General features: G+C 27.5%; 19 protein-coding genes. 17 read left to right on the top strand and 2 right to left on the bottom strand.

Going from position 1 to position 18,509, the window contains the following annotated elements; genetic code table 11:
- Positions 1 to 125 precede the first annotated feature (125 nt).
- The 14 genes from ACZJV1_RS16010 to ACZJV1_RS15945 all read left to right on the top strand — a co-directional run bounded on the left by ACZJV1_RS16010 (position 126) and on the right by ACZJV1_RS15945 (position 14,615).
- Positions 126 to 467, top strand: a complete 342-nt coding sequence (locus ACZJV1_RS16010) for a hypothetical protein (protein WP_463650781.1) — start codon at positions 126 to 128, stop codon at positions 465 to 467.
- Positions 468 to 482: 15 nt separating this feature from the next.
- Positions 483 to 1,730, top strand: a complete 1,248-nt coding sequence (locus ACZJV1_RS16005; protein ID WP_463650780.1) for a TcaA 3rd/4th domain-containing protein — start codon at positions 483 to 485, stop codon at positions 1,728 to 1,730.
- 17 nt (positions 1,731 to 1,747) lie between these two features.
- Entirely contained in the window at positions 1,748 to 3,088 is a 1,341-nt protein-coding gene (locus ACZJV1_RS16000) for a murein hydrolase activator EnvC family protein (RefSeq protein WP_463650779.1), read from the top strand.
- A gap of 415 nt (positions 3,089 to 3,503) precedes the next feature.
- Positions 3,504 to 3,683 carry a hypothetical protein gene (locus ACZJV1_RS15995; protein ID WP_463650778.1) on the top strand — a complete coding sequence of 60 codons (180 nt, stop codon included), beginning with the start codon at positions 3,504 to 3,506 and terminating at the stop codon, positions 3,681 to 3,683.
- A 77-nt stretch (positions 3,684 to 3,760) separates the two neighbouring features.
- Entirely contained in the window at positions 3,761 to 4,561 is an 801-nt protein-coding gene (locus tag ACZJV1_RS15990; protein ID WP_463650777.1) for a hypothetical protein, read from the top strand.
- 109 nt (positions 4,562 to 4,670) lie between these two features.
- A complete protein-coding gene (gene tig / locus ACZJV1_RS15985; protein WP_463650776.1) occupies positions 4,671 to 5,954 on the top strand; it encodes a trigger factor in 1,284 nt (427 codons plus the stop codon).
- A 156-nt stretch (positions 5,955 to 6,110) separates the two neighbouring features.
- Positions 6,111 to 6,713: an ATP-dependent Clp endopeptidase proteolytic subunit ClpP gene (gene clpP, locus ACZJV1_RS15980; RefSeq protein ID WP_411168863.1), complete on the top strand. Its 603-nt coding sequence runs from the start codon at positions 6,111 to 6,113 to the stop codon at positions 6,711 to 6,713.
- A gap of 29 nt (positions 6,714 to 6,742) precedes the next feature.
- On the top strand, positions 6,743 to 8,038 hold the full coding sequence (gene clpX / locus ACZJV1_RS15975) for an ATP-dependent Clp protease ATP-binding subunit ClpX (RefSeq protein WP_411168862.1): 1,296 nt from the start codon (positions 6,743 to 6,745) through the stop codon (positions 8,036 to 8,038).
- Between the two features lie 203 nt (positions 8,039 to 8,241).
- Positions 8,242 to 9,918, top strand: coding sequence for an ATP-dependent protease LonB (gene lonB / locus ACZJV1_RS15970; RefSeq protein WP_460286636.1), 1,677 nt, complete (start codon positions 8,242 to 8,244; stop codon positions 9,916 to 9,918).
- A gap of 269 nt (positions 9,919 to 10,187) precedes the next feature.
- On the top strand, positions 10,188 to 12,518 hold the full coding sequence (lon, locus tag ACZJV1_RS15965) for an endopeptidase La (RefSeq protein ID WP_463650775.1): 2,331 nt from the start codon (positions 10,188 to 10,190) through the stop codon (positions 12,516 to 12,518).
- Positions 12,514 to 13,122 (top strand): ribosome biogenesis GTP-binding protein YihA/YsxC, encoded by a 609-nt coding sequence (gene yihA, locus ACZJV1_RS15960; RefSeq protein WP_411170726.1) that lies wholly within the window; start codon positions 12,514 to 12,516, stop codon positions 13,120 to 13,122. Before lon ends, yihA begins: the two co-directional genes overlap by 5 nt.
- A 155-nt stretch (positions 13,123 to 13,277) precedes the next feature.
- On the top strand, positions 13,278 to 13,706 hold the full coding sequence (locus tag ACZJV1_RS15955) for a hypothetical protein (RefSeq protein WP_460286638.1): 429 nt from the start codon (positions 13,278 to 13,280) through the stop codon (positions 13,704 to 13,706).
- A gap of 25 nt (positions 13,707 to 13,731) precedes the next feature.
- On the top strand, positions 13,732 to 13,971 hold the full coding sequence (locus ACZJV1_RS15950; protein ID WP_411168858.1) for a hypothetical protein: 240 nt from the start codon (positions 13,732 to 13,734) through the stop codon (positions 13,969 to 13,971).
- 107 nt (positions 13,972 to 14,078) lie between these two features.
- Complete coding sequence (locus tag ACZJV1_RS15945) at positions 14,079 to 14,615, top strand: hypothetical protein (protein WP_463650774.1); 537 nt, start codon at positions 14,079 to 14,081, stop codon at positions 14,613 to 14,615.
- Positions 14,616 to 14,774: 159 nt separating this feature from the next.
- Here the strand turns inward: ACZJV1_RS15945 and ACZJV1_RS15940 are convergent, their stop codons facing one another.
- Positions 14,775 to 15,704: a hypothetical protein gene (locus tag ACZJV1_RS15940; RefSeq protein ID WP_463650773.1), complete on the bottom strand. Its 930-nt coding sequence runs from the start codon at positions 15,702 to 15,704 to the stop codon at positions 14,775 to 14,777.
- Positions 15,705 to 15,797: 93 nt separating this feature from the next.
- Positions 15,798 to 16,205, bottom strand: coding sequence for a transcriptional regulator PerR (perR, locus tag ACZJV1_RS15935; RefSeq protein WP_411168855.1), 408 nt, complete (start codon positions 16,203 to 16,205; stop codon positions 15,798 to 15,800).
- Positions 16,206 to 16,510: 305 nt separating this feature from the next.
- Between perR and ACZJV1_RS15930 the strand changes: the two genes are divergently transcribed.
- The 3 genes from ACZJV1_RS15930 (at position 16,511) to ACZJV1_RS15920 (ending at position 18,498) form a co-directional block, all read left to right on the top strand.
- Entirely contained in the window at positions 16,511 to 16,843 is a 333-nt protein-coding gene (locus tag ACZJV1_RS15930; RefSeq protein ID WP_463650772.1) for a hypothetical protein, read from the top strand.
- Positions 16,844 to 16,953: 110 nt separating this feature from the next.
- Entirely contained in the window at positions 16,954 to 18,159 is a 1,206-nt protein-coding gene (locus ACZJV1_RS15925) for an EAL and HDOD domain-containing protein (protein ID WP_463650771.1), read from the top strand.
- A gap of 117 nt (positions 18,160 to 18,276) precedes the next feature.
- The gene (locus tag ACZJV1_RS15920) at positions 18,277 to 18,498 is read left to right on the top strand and encodes a hypothetical protein (RefSeq protein ID WP_322379512.1); all 222 of its coding nucleotides are present in this window, start codon (positions 18,277 to 18,279) and stop codon (positions 18,496 to 18,498) included.
- Positions 18,499 to 18,509 lie beyond the last annotated feature (11 nt).

The raw sequence follows: 18,509 nt of genomic DNA, 5'->3' as shown, positions 1-18,509 counted from the left end.
ATTTATTTTAAAATTATAACATATAATTCTTATTGAGTTATTATTATATAAAATCTCCTTGATAAATAGTATTATTAAATATAAAATTAAATCAAAGTAAAAAATATAGATAAAGGTGTGTTATTATGAAGAAATTATTCGAAATAAAAGACTTAGTATTTTACAAAGAAGAATTTTTAGATGATTTAAGTGAATTTGAAGATATAATATCTATAATAGAAGAACTTAGTGGAGAATTAACATATGAGGAAATTGAAGTAGTAGGAATGAATGATTGCTGTGACAAGACAAATAAAAATTATATAGTTGAAATACCAGGATTTTTAGATGAGGATGATGAATTTATAACAAAATCAGAGGCTGAACAATTAATTAATTCTGGTAAAGAGAAAATGTTAGACTTATTTGTAATCAGACTTTATAAATGTGTAAAGTGTAATAAATGGATAATAGATATTTTAGAGTAAAGAGAGTTGAGCGTTTTGGAGAAATTTTATGAATTATTAAAAAAATTAAAAGAGTATGTATCCATTATAAGTAAGGATATTAAAAGTTTAAATTTTAATAATATTAAAGAATTTCTATTTAAAAGAAAAATTTTAATCCTCTTTATTTTTTTGTTTTTTATTCTAATAGGTTTTAGAGTTGGTAGTTACAGAGCATCAAGAGATATAGTACTAAAAAATTTAGAGGTAGCTTTAAAAGAAAACAAGCCCCAAAAAATATATAGAAATATTAGAATTGAAGAGAAAAAGATAAATAAAAAAGACTTAGAGCCATTAACTCAATATTATTCAGAGAATACTACACAAGTTGACAATATAATAAATGAACTAAAAACTAGTGGAAAGAGTGGACTTTTTCTTTTAAAAGAAGATAAAAGGCTATTGGGAAATAATTATATAATAGAAATTGAGTCCGTGGCTATAAAAGTTAATACAAATTTTCATGAAGCTAAAGTTTATTTAGATGATGATATTATAGCTGCAACAAAGATAAAAAGAGGTCTAATTCCCGGGAAATATAAAATAAGAGGAGAGTTAGATACATTGTATGGTAAGATTTCTGAAGAACAAGAAATATTTTTAATAGAAAATAAGGAATTTAATCTAAATTTTAAAGCAGTAAATATAAATTTATCATCAAATTTTGATGATGCAAATGTATTTATAAATGATGTAGATACAAACAAAAAGGTGAAAGATATAAAAAAATATGGGCCTTTACCATTAAATAAAGATATCTATGTACATTTAGAAAGAGAGTTTCCATGGGGATTAATAAAAAGCGAAAAAGTTCCTATAGGGACATTACCTGATATAAAGATAAATATAGATATGGTTAATGATGATTTAATTAAAGATATAGAAAACTTATCAAATAGCTTTTATGAAAGTGTTTTTAATGCTTTAAATTCAAATAATTACTCTTTGATAGAAAATGCAGAAGAAGATGCAAAAAGTAAGATTTATGATAGCATGAGAAGGGAAAGTTTATTCTTAAAAAACAATTATGAGCTTAGTGAGCTAAAAACAGAAATAAAAAGCAGTGAATTTGCTTATGAAAATAATACATATAAAGCTAATATAGTTATAAACCTAAATTATAGTGTAAGTAAAAAGCTTATTCCATTTATTAAAAGTAATGTTGATGAAATGTTTTTAACTCAAATGAAATATGTTAATGGAAAATGGGAAATAACTGATGTACAAAAGTTTAATTTAGAGTAAGGGTAGGTGTAATACTTATGAATAAAAAATTAAGAGCGATAACATTATCAATTGCAATAATTTTTTCTAGTAATACAATTGCATTAGCAGAAAATAGTAGTTCATTACAAGATAAAATAGATCAGAATACAAATGATATTAACAATCTAGAGAACGAAAAGGATAAGGTAAATAGTGAAATAGAAAATCAATCAAATGAGTTACAAGGAATATTAAGCCAAATAAATGAAAAAAGTAAAGATTTAGAAGCAGCAAAGTCTGATGTAAATTCATATCAAGTTAAGATAGATGAAGTTCAAAATGAAATTAATAAAATAAATAATGAAATTGCAATTACTCAGGATGAAATTAAGACTAAAGAAAATCTTATATTACAAAAAGAAGAAGAAGGTAAGAAAATAAAGGAATCATTAGATAAAAGGGTGAGAAGCTATTATAAGATGGATGTAACTTCAAACTACATATATATGTTATTAAAAAGCGAAAGCATAGTGTCTCTTTTTAATAACATAGAAAATATATTTAGAATAATGAATTTAGATAAAGATTTAATAAAGTCAGCTAAAGAACTTCAAAAGCAATTAGAAGAAGAGAAGGTTGAAATTGCAAAAAAATTAGAAAAGATCGAAAGTGATAAGAATGAAGTAGTATTAAAGCAAGAAGAACTAAAAGGTGCACAAAAAGAATTTATAGTTAAAGAAGAATTTCATAAAAATAAAATGGACGAACTCCAAGGCCTAGAATCACAAAAGTCAGGATTAATCTCATCTTTATCAGGTAAGGAAAAGGAAATAGAAGACAAAATTGGAGATTTGGTTTCATATAATAGAGAATTACAACAAGCTTTAGATGATATATTTAATCAAATAAATAATGGAAATAATGGTGGAAATAATTCTGGTGGTAATAACTCGGGAGGAGAGAACTCAGGAGGAGGTAACTCAGGTGGAGATATAACTCCAGGTGATCCAAATAGTGAAAGCTTTTTAAGACCAGGAAATGGTATAGTAACTGATCCATATGGACCAAGAATAAATCCTGTAACAGGTGAATCTGGATTCCATACAGGTGTAGATTTAGGAGATCCTTCTGGAGCACCTGTAGCGGCATCAAAAAGTGGAGTAGTTGCATATTCAGGTTGGATTTCAGGATATGGAAATACAATAATAATAGATCATGGTGGTGGAGTCCAAACTTTATATGGACATAATAATTCATTACTAGTTGATGTTGGACAAACTGTTGCAAGAGGGCAAACTATTGCTTTAGTAGGATCTACAGGAATGAGTACTGGACCTCATATACATTGGGAAATAAGAATTAATGGACAACATACAAATCCAATGGGATATTTATAAAATTAATTTTGAAAAAGACTTCTTTAGTTATTTTTATATACTAAAGAGGTCTTTATTTAAATAAAAATAAAGAACCTGCACAAGAAATTGCACAGGTTAAAGGGTTTTTATGTTCATTTAAGAAAGGGAATAAATGAACATATGTGGGGTTTTATTAAAACTGCTAATAATAAATTACTAACAGTAGTATGGGCTGGTAAATATAATGTTATATAATTAATAAAATAATTGTAAAATTTATATATTTATTATATTATATTTAGTCATAAAATCCAATAGTTTTTATAAAATTTATCGAAAATAAGATTTTTTTAGAAAATATTATCATTTTAGAAAATAAAAATATTTAAAAATATATAAAATATATAGAGATTTACACAAAATAAGTTATATAATATAAATTGAGGTGATTTAAATGATAAGTTTAAAAAATGAAGATATATTAAGGGATACACCTGACTATGAAGATTACACTGAAAATGAAGCTAAGTTATCAGTTGAAGAAATGAGAGAACTTGGCATGCTAAAGTGTGGGGGATGTTGTAGTAGTAAAGGTAGTGGATCAAAATGTGGTTGTAAAAGCAAGAGAAAATAATATCATATAAATGTATTTTATAATAGATAATTGTAAATGCTCTTAATATAAATATAAAGCTATAGGAGGTATTAGGTGTGAGAAAACCTAGCATATTCAGTAGAGATTATGAGAGGAAAATGAGAAAACGAAGAAGAAGAATAGCTATTATTTTAGTAGTAATATTTTTAGTGGTTGGACTTTTATTTATGAGAATAGCTATGAGCAGCATAAATATGGATACACTTAGGAATAAAGTCCAAATGTGGATTGATGAAGATAAAATTTCAGAGTATAAAAACAATACAACTGATAATTTAAATAATAGTGAAAATACTGAAGTAGTTGAAGAAACACCTAAAGAACCGGAAATTAAGCTGATTGAGCTTAAAGTTAATGATAATGCTATACTAAAAGTAGAGTATGAAGAGATAAATGGTGAGTTAAAGTTTAAGGAAGTAAAAGATGTTCCAAATAATATTTATTATTCTATAAGTCAATCTAAAAAACTAATTTTAACTATAGATGAAAAACAAAATATGAAGTTTTTTGATATAAATAAAAAAGAAACAACTTTAACTAAGGATAAGTATATTGCTCCTAATGGAGAAGCATTTAATAAGGATTCAGTATTAGAAACGTATAAAGGATACTTATGGAATGTAGAGGGGAAATTTATAACTGATACAAAAATTGCATATGTAAGTAATGTTCCTTATTTTGGATATGATTTAAATAAATACATATGGGTTATAGACTTAAATAATAATAGTCATACAACATTATGGAACTCTAAAGGAAAAGAACTTAAATTTGGAGATTTAAAAGACAAAGGATTAGAAGTTAAAATTGATGGCAATGTTAAGTATATAAGTCCTAATGGAGAGTTAATTAACTAAAGGAAAAAATTAACCAAACAAATATTTGAAAATAATTAATATTATATGGTATAATAACGTAGTTATATCAATTATGATAGTATCTTACTATTTTAGGAGGAAGAGTACAATGGAAGCTAAAATGGAAAAAATAGAGAAGAATGTTGTTAAATTTGAAGTAAAGGTTGAGGCTGAAAAATTCCAAGAAGCTATAAAAAGAGCTTACAATAAGAATGTTAAAAGTTTTAACATTCCAGGATTTAGAAAAGGAAAGGTTCCTATGGCTATAGTAAAAAAATACTATGGAATAGGAGTTTTAATTGAAGATGCAGTTAATTTTGCTATAGAATCATCATATTCAAAAGCATTAGAAGAAAACAGCATAATTCCTGTTGATTATCCAAAGATAGATGTAATAACAGCAGAAGAAGGAAAAGATTTTGTATATACTGCAGAAGTTACTGTTTATCCAGAAGTTGAATTAGGAGAATACAAGGGATTAAAAGTAGAAAAACCATCATATGAAGTTACAGAAGATGCAATAAACGAAAAGTTAAAAGAAATGCAACAAAAAAATGCTAGAGTAGAAAATAAAGAAAATGGAGAAATTGCTACTGGTGATACAGCAGTTATAGACTTTAAGGGCTTTATTGATGATGTAGCATTTGAAGGTGGAGAAGGTAAAGATTATTCCTTAGAAATAGGATCAGGTACTTTCATAGACACTTTTGAAGATCAATTAATAGGATCTAAAGTAGGAGATAAGGTAGAAGTTAATGTAACTTTCCCTGAAAACTACGGTAGAGAAGAATTAAATAATAAAAAAGCTAGATTTGAAGTATTAGTAAAAGAAATAAAGATAAAAGAGTTACCAGAAATAGATGATGAATTTGCTAAGGAAGTATCAGAGTTTGACACTTTAGTAGAGTTAAAAGAAGATATCACTAAGAAAATGGAAGAATCTAATAAGGTTAAAGAAGAAAAAGAATATGAAGAAGCAGTAATAAAAGCTGTTGTTGAAAATGCAAAAGTAGAAATACCAGTTGTAATGGTTGAAAAAGAAATTGATACAATGGTAAAAAATCTAGAGCAAAGACTTCAATATCAAGGATTAAATCTAGAACAATACTTCCAATTTACTGGAACAGATGCAGCGAAAATGAGAGATTACATGAAAGAAAATGCTGAAGTTAAGGTAAAAACAGATTTAGTTTTAGAAGCTATAGAAAAAGCTGAAAATATAGATGTAACTGAAGAAGAGTTAAAAGAAAAAGCTAAAGAAGTTGCAAAAATGTACTCAGCTGGAGAAGATGAAAAAATGATTGATCTATTAATGAACAGCCAAAAAGCAGCACTTGTAGCTGATGTTAAAGTATCAAAGACTATAAACTTCTTAGTTGAAAATAATAAATAATATATAAAAGTAATTGCCAGAATAAAATTCTGGCAATTATTTCAAATATCCATTAACAAAATAAATAAAATTTTATATAATTTAATATAATTAGTTTTTTATTAATATGGATATATTATAAAAGAAGGTAGAAAATAGAGAAGGAGGGAATAAAGAATGAGTTTAGTTCCTATGGTCGTAGAGCAAACTAGCAGGGGAGAAAGATCTTATGATATTTTTTCAAGATTATTAAAAGATAGAATAATTATGTTAAGTGGAGAAATTAATGATAGCATTTCTAACTTAGTAGTAGCTCAATTATTATTTTTAGAAAGTGAAGATCCAGATAAGGATATATACATTTACATAAATAGTCCAGGAGGATCAATAACAGCAGGAATGGCTATTTATGATACAATGCAATATATTAAGCCGGATGTATCTACTATATGCATAGGCATGGCAGCTTCAATGGGATCATTTTTACTTTCATCTGGAGCAAAAGGAAAAAGATTTGCATTACCTAATAGCGAAATTATGATTCATCAACCTCTAGGTGGATTCCAAGGTCAAGCAACAGACTTTGATATACACGCTAAGAGAATATTAAAAATTAAGGAATCATTAAATAAGATATTAAGTGAAAATACTAATCAGCCTCTAGAGAAAATCAAAGCAGATGTTGAAAGAGATTATTTTATGTCAGCAGAAGAAGCTATGAATTATGGGTTAGTAGATAAAGTGATTACTAAAAATGATAAAGGTAGCAACAAAATATAGTTCTATCTTAACCTAAGTGAGGTGAATTTATGGCTAAATATGATGATAAGAAACAACTGAAATGTTCTTTCTGTGGAAAGAATCAAGAACAAGTTAAAAGATTAATAGCTGGACCTGGTGTATATATATGTGATGAATGTATAGATTTGTGCTCAGAAATAATAGCAGATGAATTTGAAGAAGGTATTGAATTAGATACATCAACAGTTCCAAAGCCAAATGAAATAAAAAACTATTTAGACCAGTATGTAATTGGTCAAGAGAAAGCTAAGAAATCACTATCTGTTGCAGTTTATAATCACTATAAAAGAATAAACTCAAATATGGTAGATGATGATATTGAATTACAAAAGAGTAACATACTTTTATTAGGTCCTACAGGTTCCGGTAAAACTCTTTTAGCTCAAACATTAGCTAAATTTTTAAATGTTCCATTTGCAATTGCAGATGCAACCACATTAACAGAGGCTGGATATGTAGGGGAAGATGTAGAAAATATTCTATTAAAATTAATTCAAAATGCAGACTATGATATAGAAAGAGCAGAAAAAGGAATAATTTATATAGATGAAATAGATAAAATTGCTAGAAAGTCAGAGAATCCATCTATTACTAGAGATGTTTCCGGAGAAGGTGTTCAACAAGCCTTATTAAAGATATTAGAAGGAACTACAGCTTCAGTACCTCCACAAGGAGGAAGAAAGCATCCACATCAAGAGTTTCTTCAAATAAATACAGCAAATATATTATTTATTTGTGGAGGAGCATTTGATGGAGTAGATAAAATAATAGAAAAGAGAACTCAAACAAGTTCTATGGGGTTTGGAGCAAATATAGCATCTAAGCAAACTAAAGATGTAGGTAAGTTACTTAAAGATATAATGCCAAGTGACTTATTGAAATTTGGTCTTATACCGGAGTTTGTAGGTAGATTACCTGTAGTAGTAACTTTAGAATCATTGGATAACAATGCTTTAATAAATATATTAACTCAGCCTAAGAATGCTTTAGTTAAACAGTATAGAAAGTTATTTGAAATAGATAATGTTGAGCTAGATTTTACTGAGGATGCATTAAAGGCAATAGCTAATGAGGCTATTGAAAGAAAGACAGGAGCCAGAGGGTTAAGATCTATAGTAGAGGAAATGATGACAGAAGTTATGTTTGATATTCCTTCTGATGAAACTATATCTAAGGTAATTATAGATGAAGGTTGCATAAAAGATAAAAGACAACCAGAAATAGTTAGATTAGTAGAAGGGGAAGTAAGACCTCAACTAAAAGCTAAGAAAACTAAAAAAAGAAAAGGCATAGAAACTGCCTAATATAAAAACATCTTATTGTTAATAATTAACTTTAAGATGTTTTTTATTTTATATAAAACTTATAAAACATAATATTTTGGGGAAAAATCATGGTAATTAATCCTTTTTTTATAGAATATTAACTTATGATTAAGTTAATAATATGTATATGATTAAGAGAAGGGAGGGACGCATTTACTTTTTAAAAGTTTAATGCAAAATTTATGACCGAAGTATTAGTAGTATTACAAATAACAACAATGCTAGTGTTTATATATTATATGGTTAATAACAATAAAGGACATAGTAATAATAAAGTTGTTATAGAGAAAGAAAACATAAAAGAGATGGATAAGTTAAATAAAATGAGGAGCATTCAGTTAACTCAACCATTAACAGAAAAGAGTAGACCAAGTAAGTTTGAAGAAATAGTTGGTCAAGAAAATGGAATAAAAGCATTGAAAGCTGCTTTATGCGGACAAAATCCGCAACATGTTATAATATATGGGCCACCAGGGGTTGGAAAAACAGCAGCAGCTAGATTGGTATTAGAAGAAGCTAAAAAAATGGAAAAATCTCCTTTTAAGAAGGAAGCAAAGTTTATAGAAATAGATGCAACAACAATAAGGTTTGATGAAAGAGGAATAGCAGATCCTTTAATTGGTTCAGTACATGATCCAATATATCAAGGGGCAGGGTCATTAGGTATTGCAGGAATACCTCAACCAAAGCCTGGGGCAGTTACAAAAGCCCATGGGGGCATCCTATTTATGGATGAAATAGGAGAATTACATCCAATTGAGTTAAATAAGCTATTAAAAGTATTAGAAGATAGAAAAGTATTTTTAGATAGCTCTTATTATAGTAGTGAAAATCCCAATATGCCAGATTACATAAAAGAAATATTTGATAATGGATTACCAGCAGATTTTAGATTAATAGGCGCAACAACAAGAAGTCCGGAAGAAATAGTTCCAGCAATAAGATCAAGATGTGTTGAAATATTTTTTAGATCACTTCATCCAGAAGAAATTAGGACAATAGCAAAAAATGCAGCTAACAAAATAGGATTAGATATAAATGATAAATGTTTAGACTTAATTTCAAAATATTGCACTAACGGTAGAGATGTTGTTAATTTAATACAACTTTCGTCTGGAGTTGCAATGAATGAAAATAGAAATGATATAAATATAGATGATATACAATGGGTTATAGAAAATGGAAACTACACACAGATTCCTGACAAGAAAATAAGGGAAAAACCAGAAGTAGGAGTAGTAAATGGGTTAGCTGTTCACGGTGCTAATATAGGAATATTAATGGAAATAGAAGCAACAGCTAAAAGGGTATCACATAGAATAGGAAATTTAAAGGTTACTGGAATTGTTGAAGAAGAAGAAATAAGTAGTAATAATAGAAAGATTAAAAGAAAAAGTACAGCTTACTCATCCATACAAAATGTTCTTACAGTGTTAAATAATATATTTAATTTAGAATGTGAAAATTATGATATACATATAAATATTCCTGGTGGAATGCCTGTAGATGGTCCATCAGCAGGTGTAACAATAGCAACTGCTATATATAGTGCTGTAAATAAAATTAAAATAGATAATAAGGTTGCAATGACTGGTGAAATAAGTCTTTTAGGAGAAGTTAAACCAATAGGTGGAGCAGGAGCTAAAATATGTGCAGCACAAAAAGCAGGAGCAACTAAAGTAATTATACCAATAGAGAATTGGCAAGATAATTTTAAAGATATAAAAGACATAAAAGTAATACCAGTAAAAAATTTAAATAAGGTAATAGAAGAAGTAATAATAAAAGAATCAATATCAGAAGAGTTAGTAGTTAACAATAATTTAGATATATTATCTGCTAAGGGAGAAAATAATTAAATTTAAAGAAAAAATCTGTTGAAAAAGCAACAGATTTTTTTCTTTAAATTTCTAATAAAAAATACTAAATTTTCATTTAACATTATTGTCCATTGCTAAATTTCAACTATGTATTATAATATTAATAAATCTATAATAATAATTAATATCATTTATTTTAAATAGAAAAGTAAATTATTAGGTATTACTTAGTTCAAATAGATTGAAAAATAATAATTTTATGTGTATACTATAAAAGTTACATAATAATACAAGGAGGATGGGAATAAATGAGTGAACAATTAATAACTCTGCCTTTGATTCCTCTAAGGGGAATTAGTATTTTTCCTAATATGATAATACATTTTGATGTAGGAAGAGAAAAATCTAAAGCAGCTATAGAAGCAGCTATAGAAAATCAAACAGATATATTCTTAGCAACTCAAAAGGATTATGAATTAGAGGAACCGTCTATTGGAGATATTTATAATATAGGAACTATATGTAAGATTAAACAAATAATAAAGTTACCTAACGATATAATAAGAGTGCTAGTAGAGGGTACAGATAGAGGAGAAATTAAAGGATTAGATACAGAGAAACAATACCTACAAGTTTGTGTAGAAAGAATAGAAGAACCTTCTAACGATGAGTATGGAGATATTGAGGCTTATATTAAAACTCTTAAAAAGAGTTTTAATAATTATATGAAGGCTTCAGGAAATATAAAAAATAATGTAATATCTATTTTTGATAGTATAAAAAACTATAGTGAATTAATAGATGTAGTTGCATCTTATGTAATTTTTGATGAAGATAAAAAACAAGATATATTACAAGAAATAGATTGTATTAAGAGAATAGAAAAGTTATTAGTTATAATAGAAAATGAAATTGAAATACTTAATGTTGAGAAGAAAATAGGTAAAAAGCTTAGAGAAAGTGTTGATAAATCACAAAAAGAGTATTATATAAGAGAGCAAATAAGAGTTCTTCAAGAGGAAATTGGAGAAGAAGATGATGATAAGAAGGAAATTTCTAAATATGAAGAAAGAATAAAGAAAGCTAAGCTACCTAAGCATGTAAAAGAAAAGGTTGAAAGTGAATTATCAAGATTAAAAGCTACATCAGGGCAAGGTTCAGAAAGTAATGTTATAAGAACTTATCTAGATTGGATATTAGATATACCTTGGAATAAATCAACAAAGGACAATTTTGATATTAAAGAAGCAGAGAAGATTTTAGATAATGATCATTATGGATTAGAAGAAGTAAAGGAAAGAATAGTAGAGTATTTAGCTGTTAAACAATATACTAATAGCTTAAAAGGACCTATAGTATGTTTGGTTGGACCACCGGGTGTTGGTAAGACATCAATAGCTAAATCAATAGCTAATGCAACAAATAGAAAATTTGCTAGAATGTCCTTAGGTGGAGTTAGAGACGAAGCTGAAATAAGAGGGCATAGAAAAACTTATGTTGGAGCAATTCCAGGAAGATTAGCTTATGTTTTAAAGGAAGCTAAGGTTAACAATCCACTTATTTTATTAGATGAAATAGATAAATTAGGATCAGACCATAGAGGAAATGTTTCAGATGCACTTTTAGAAGTACTAGATAGCGAACAAAACAATACTTTTAGAGACCATTATTTAGAGCTAGATATGGATTTATCTAAAGTATTATTTATAACTACAGCAAATTCACTAGATACAATACCAGCGCCACTTTTAGATAGGATGGAGATTATAGAGGTATCAGGTTACACTTATGAGGAAAAATACTATATAGCCAAAGATTATCTTGTACCTAAGCTACTAAAAGAGCATAAACTAACATCAGAGCAATTTAAAGTATCAGAGAGTGCAATTAAAGAAATTATAAATTGCTATACTAGAGAAGCTGGTGTAAGAAGTTTAGAAAGAGTTTTAGGAAAATTAATTAGAAAAACTCTTACTGAAATGATAAAGAACAATAAAAAAACTATATCTATATCTGCTAATAGAATAGAAAAATATCTAGGAAGTAAAATTTATACATTTGATATAAAAGAAAAAGAAGATAGAGTTGGAGTAGTAAAAGGAATGGCGTGGACTGCAGCTGGTGGTGATACATTGCCAGTTGAATCTGTAATTATGAAAGGAACAGGTAAATTAATACTTACAGGGCAACTAGGTGATGTTATGCAAGAATCAGCAAAAATTGCATTTGGATTTGTAAGAGCTAATTCAGTGAAATATGGAATTGATGAGGAATTCTATAAGAACACGGATATTCATATACATTTCCCAGAAGGCTCTATAAAGAAGGATGGACCTTCAGCAGGTGTTACTATAATTACCTCTATTGTTTCAGCATTAACAAACAAAAAAGTAAGAAGTAATGTAGCTATGACTGGAGAAGTTACTTTAACAGGAAGAGTACTTGCTATAGGTGGATTAAAAGAAAAGTCAATAGCAGCATTTAGAGCTGGAATTGATACTATAATAATTCCAAAAGAAAATGAAAAAGATTTAATTAAAATACCTGCAACAATAAAAAATAAGCTTAATATCATTGCAGTGGATCATGTTAATGATGTATTAAATAAAGCTATAATTGGAGTTGATACTATTGATTAAAATTAAAAACTCAGATTTTGTTATATCTGCAGTTAAAAGAGAGCAATATCCTATAACAGGTTTACCAGAAGTAGCTTTTGTAGGACGTTCTAATGTTGGGAAAAGTTCTATAATAAATGCTATAACTAACAGAAAAAAACTTGCGAAGGTTAGTCAAACACCTGGTAAAACAAGATTAATAAACTTCTTTATAATAAACGGAGATGAATTTTATTTAGTAGATTTACCTGGATATGGGTATGCTAAGGTTTCAAAAACAGAAAAGGCAAGTTGGGGAAAGACTATTGAAACATATTTAAATGGTAGGGATGAATTAAAAAGAGTAGTTCTTTTAGTAGATTCTAGACATAAACCAACAGCAGACGATATACAAATGCATGAGTGGATTAAATTTTATGGGTATGATGAAGTTGTTATAGCTACTAAAAGTGATAAACTTTCTAATAATGATTTAAGAAAAAGCGAAAAAGTAATTAGAGATACATTAAAATTAACAAAAGATGATAAGTTATATTTCTTTTCTTCAGTAAATAAGAAGGGAAAAGATGAGTTAATAGATAATCTTTTTAGAGATATAATTGAGAATAAAGAAATAGAAATTTAGTAATATTATTTAAGGAGCTTATAGATAATTCTATAACTCCTTTTTTATTGTTAAAAATTTAAAATATTACAATAAAAAACAGTGGCAATTATTATTCGAGAGAATAGTATATATTATAAAAATAAAAAACTAAAAATCCCAAGGAGGAGTAAGTTATGGAAATGAATGAAATTCTAAATGGTTTAAATTCATGTGACTTTAGCGATAGTACTACAAGCGGCATATCACCAACAACATGTACTAGTTCAGGATCTAGCTGTAGCGGATTTGGCAACGGATTTGGCGGTGGATTTGGTTGTGGATTCGGAAGTTGGATATGGATTCTTTTAATACTATTCTATAGTGGAGGATTTGGTAGAGGAAATAAAATGATGTGTTGCTGTAAGAAAGAAATGAAACATGAATCTTGTTGTGAGCCATGCTGTTGTGACGGTGGCGGAGGATATGGAGGATATGGCACTGGAAGTGGAAGCTGCTCATCTTATCTATTCTTACTAGTAATTCTATTCCTTTGCAACGGTTGTTCAGGTTTTAACAACTTTGGAAGCTGCGGAAACGGAAATGCATTTAGCGGATGCTGCTAATTTAAATTAGAAAGGAGAGATAGTCATGTCAAAAAAACATCATGGAGAAAAATATGAATGCTGCTGTTGTGAACCAGTATCATGCTGTGGAAGTGGAAATGTATTTAGTGGAGTAAACAGTTGTGTTGCACCTATAATATTTTTATTAATAGCATGTGGTTCAGGTGTTTTAAATAATAATTGTTCATTCTTAATAATTTTATTATTCTTACTATGTGGAGATTGTTTCGGAAACTTATTTGGTGGAGATGGATTCGGCTACTAGTATAGAGGATGGAGGGCACTGCCCTCCAAAAAAATGTTCGAAATCATAAACATATTAGATAGTTTTACATATAATAAATCAATAGAGATTTAATAGGAGGAACCTAGATGTCAAAAAAGAAGAATAGACATAAAGGGGAGAGAATAAATAATGAGAATTCTAGTAATAGAATTAATAATGCTCCATTTGGTATAAATCCTGCTCAACTTATGAGTATGTTAGGTGGCAATATAGATATGGGTCAAATCGGCAATATGCTTTCATCTATGAAGATGGATGGATTAGATTTAAATAATTTTAACCTAGGACAACTAGGAAATAATGCACCAAGTAAAGGAAGCAGTACAAGTAATAGAATTGGATTTGACTTAGGATCACTACAAGGCATGATGAACAATTTAGGTATGGGAGGATTTAACTTAGGAAATAATAATTCTCAAAATCTAAATTATAATAATCTAAATTTAGAAAATGATAATAATTTAAACATAGCAAATGAAGAAAATAATAATTCAATAGAAGAGTCAATAGATTATGATGAGAACATACAAATGTTAGTTGCCATAAAAAGTATAGTTGACTCTAAGAAAGCTATATTTTTAGATAAAGTAATAGAAGCATATAATAATGGGTATTTTAAATGAAGTTTCAAATAATGACTTTAAAGAGTATAAAAAAATAGTATTATGTAAAGAATATTACTGTACCGGAGAAGTATTCTCCTATAGCAAATGAAGAGAAATCTTCATTTAAGCTAAACCCCCCCATCCCCCTTTTAGGCCGCTAATAGCGGCCTTTTAATTTCATAATTTTTTTATTGAGGATATTTTAAGAGAACCATATCCGTCTTCTTGAACAGTTAAATAGAGCACTAACTCTTTAACAGAAGATGAATCATTTGTATTTTTAACACATTCAAATGATAATATCCAATTAATTCCTAAGGAATTCCCGTTAGTATCCCATTTAAAATCAGTAAAATATCCATTTTGAAAAGAGTATCTAAAATTTTCTTTATCTAGCCCCCATAGTGTTGCCAGTTCGGTGCTTTTAATATTTGAAGTAAAAATATTAGGAGCTTCGGAGAGTTCGTAAGGTGCTTCGATTATATCTATAAATCCTTGAATAGATGAAAGACCGGGGACCTTGGGCTTTGAAAATGTTATATCTTTTAAATATTCTCCTAAAAACATAAACCCCTTTGTAGACTCATCTCCTTTACTAGAAGATAAAGACAACAATCTAGGCGTTTTATTGTTGTTAGAGTCTAATATTCCTATTATATTATCATTGGACACAAAAGTATTTATAAACTCGGATCCATTCCATGAAAATACATAATTAATTGGAGTTTTGTCTTTGGATAATCTAGCGATTACCTCAGGTATATTATTTCTAGATAAATCAATAATATCAACTTTCATAGGCCATTTTGAAAGGGAATCTCCAAGTAATTTTGAACCATCTCTATTAACTAATGAATAATTTTTATCTTTAATTTTTATATTTAATATGTAGCTATTACTTTCCTTAGATATTTCAAATTTATCACTTTCACCATCACCATTTAAATCAAAATCAGTATCATTTTTAGAAGTTAATGGAGTTATAGTTTGAATTGAAGCATAATCTTTAACAAAAAAATAAGTAGATGAAACTAATACAAAAAGTATCAGAAAAGTTAGTATATAAGATAATACTTTATTTTTTTTTATAATTATAAACTTTGACATACAATCACCTCATTTTATTATATGAAGGTGATTAGTAATTAATTCAATATAAATAAAAAGCTAGAAATTAATTAAAATTTCCAGCTTAATTACTTATTGGCAATCTTTACATAATCCGTAAAAGAATATTTTGTTTGATAAAACTTTATATTCTGAGCACTCCTCAGCAGTACGATTAAGAGTAGAAAATGATACGTTTTCTAAATCATTTACCTTACTACAGTTTATACACTGAATATGAGCATGTTCATGTGAATTAGCATCATATCTAAAATTACCTTCACCAACATTAATTTCTTGAACTAAGTTAACTTCTACTAAAGTCTTTAATGCTTTATAAACTGTAGCTAAACTCATAGTAGGATATTCAGGTTGAAGTGCTTTGTATATAATTTCTGCAGAAGGATGTTCATTTGTACTCATTAAATATTTATAAACTGCTAATCTTTGGGGAGTAAGTTTAAGTTTCTTTTCTCTAAAGATAGAAGTTATATTCTCCATAATACACCATCCTTTTATATTCTTTCTACAATTATATAATAGAAAATGTTATAAGTCAATATGTATTTTTTAGTAGCAAATACTAATAAATAATAAATATTAATTATTAGAAAATTTCATATTTTATAACAAAATCTTCTTAATAAGTATTGTAATTCTAAATTTAATATGATAATATAATGTTGAGATTGTTAATAAATTAACAACTTGTAGAATTATCATATTTAAAAAGTATGAAATAATAATATCATAAAAATTAGCAATAATATATAATAAATATAAAATATTTATGAGGAGGAATTGGAATGTCAAAATATAAGGTTGGTGACGAATTAATTGTAATTAGTAATGCTTCAGAGGAAAAAGTTAAATTAAGAGAACTAACACAGCTTACAACAGATGGAGATTATGCCCAAATATCATGGGGATTGAAAATAGTTGAAGTTGAATATGACAAACCATATGTAACTTTAACATATAGAAACTTAGATGGTGAATTAAATAAAGTATTTGCAGAATGTAGAGATATAGAAAATTTTGATCAAGAGATGGTTTTAGAAAAAGCACTTCTTAAAGCATTTACAAATGAAATAATAAATATATCAGTAGTTAAAAATAGTAGCCATTGCAAAAGATAAAAAAGGAGAGTAATCTCCTTTTTTAATTTTATAAAAGATGTAATGACATTCTTTAAAATTGAATAGTATTATTATATAATTATTATAAATTAATAATTGAGGATGAGAAAATGGATATTTTTATAGCAAGGCAAGGAATATACGATGTAGAAGAAAAAGTAATAGCTTATGAATTGCTTTATAGAAATTCATTAAAAAATAGCTTTAACGGATTTATAGAGGATGAAGTAGCTACATATAAAGTAATAGAAAATATATCTTCATTTGGACTTGATACATTAACTGACAATAAGAAAGCTTTTGTTAATTTCCCAGAGAAGCTAATAGAAAAAGATATTGCTACATTATTACCGAAGGAAAAAGTAGTAATAGAAATATTAGAAACAGTGTATCCGTCTGAAGAAATAATAGAAAAGCTGTTCTTATTGAAAGAACTTGGATATTATATAGCATTAGATGATGTGGTAGATGAAAATCATGTTACAAATTTTATTGGAGTTATAGATATAGTAAAGGTTGATTTTATACTTTCTTCAAGGGAATCAAGAAAAAAGATAGCATTTATATGTAAAAAAAATAATATTAAGATGTTAGCGGAAAAGATAGAAACATTAGAAGACTTAGAGGAAGCAAAAGAGTTAGGATTTGATTATTTCCAAGGATATTATTATAGTAAACCATCTATATTTTTAGGGAAAGATATTGCAATTAAAAATACTAGTATTTTTAATATATTAGTGGAATTAATAAGGGAAGATTATGATTTAGACAAGGTAGAATATATAATGAAGACTGACATTGCACTTACATATAAGTTTTTAAGATTTATAAATTCATCTTATTTTAATTTTCTTCAGGAAATAAAATCTATAAAGCAAGCTATTATCTTAATAGGGAAAGAAGAGCTTAGAAAGTGGTTATCAATTTTATCAGTTGTAGAGATTTCATCAGGAAAAAATGATGAATATGCAAAAAACATAGTAATACGTGCAAAATTTTGTGAGGGAATAGCTAATATATTATCTCCTAAAGATAGGGCATCAGCATTTATGGTTGGATTATTCTCTAATTTGCATCTAATGATGGAAAAAGATATTGAATATGTTGTAGAAAACCTACCTGTTAATGTAGAAATAAAAAATGCCTTAATGGGAGAAGAAAATTTTTTAAGAAGTATATTAGGATTAGCCTTAGCTTACGAAATATTAGATAATGATAATATAAGAATTCAATGTAATAAATTAAAAATTAAGCAAGGGTTACTATGGGATGTATATTGTGGTTCTATTGAGTGGAGTAAAAATATAGGGAATTAAGTCGATAATTTCTTTTCAAAAATATCCAGAAAACACTTTCTTTTACCAAAAAGATGTACTATAATATAAGAAAATTCTGATTTCGTTTTCACGTATTGGGTATTGGGAGGGGAAGTTATGAGTAAGTGTCCATTTTGGTCAACCAATAAAGAAAAAGTAGGTTGCTACAATGCATGTCCAATGCATTCGGTAAGTAATGAAAGTGAACCATGTCCATTTAAGGAATTTTTATCTTCAAATAATAAAGTAACATTTGTTGATAATATGGATGAAGACTTATTTTATTCACAAGATAGATATTTAAATTATGATATGAATGAAAAAGTTATTAATTATTAAAAAGAGTGCAT

The organism is Clostridium sp. LS3 (assembly GCF_055330225.1).
Note: the sequence above shows the minus strand (reverse complement) of the source record. Positions and strands in the feature narration are given on the sequence as shown.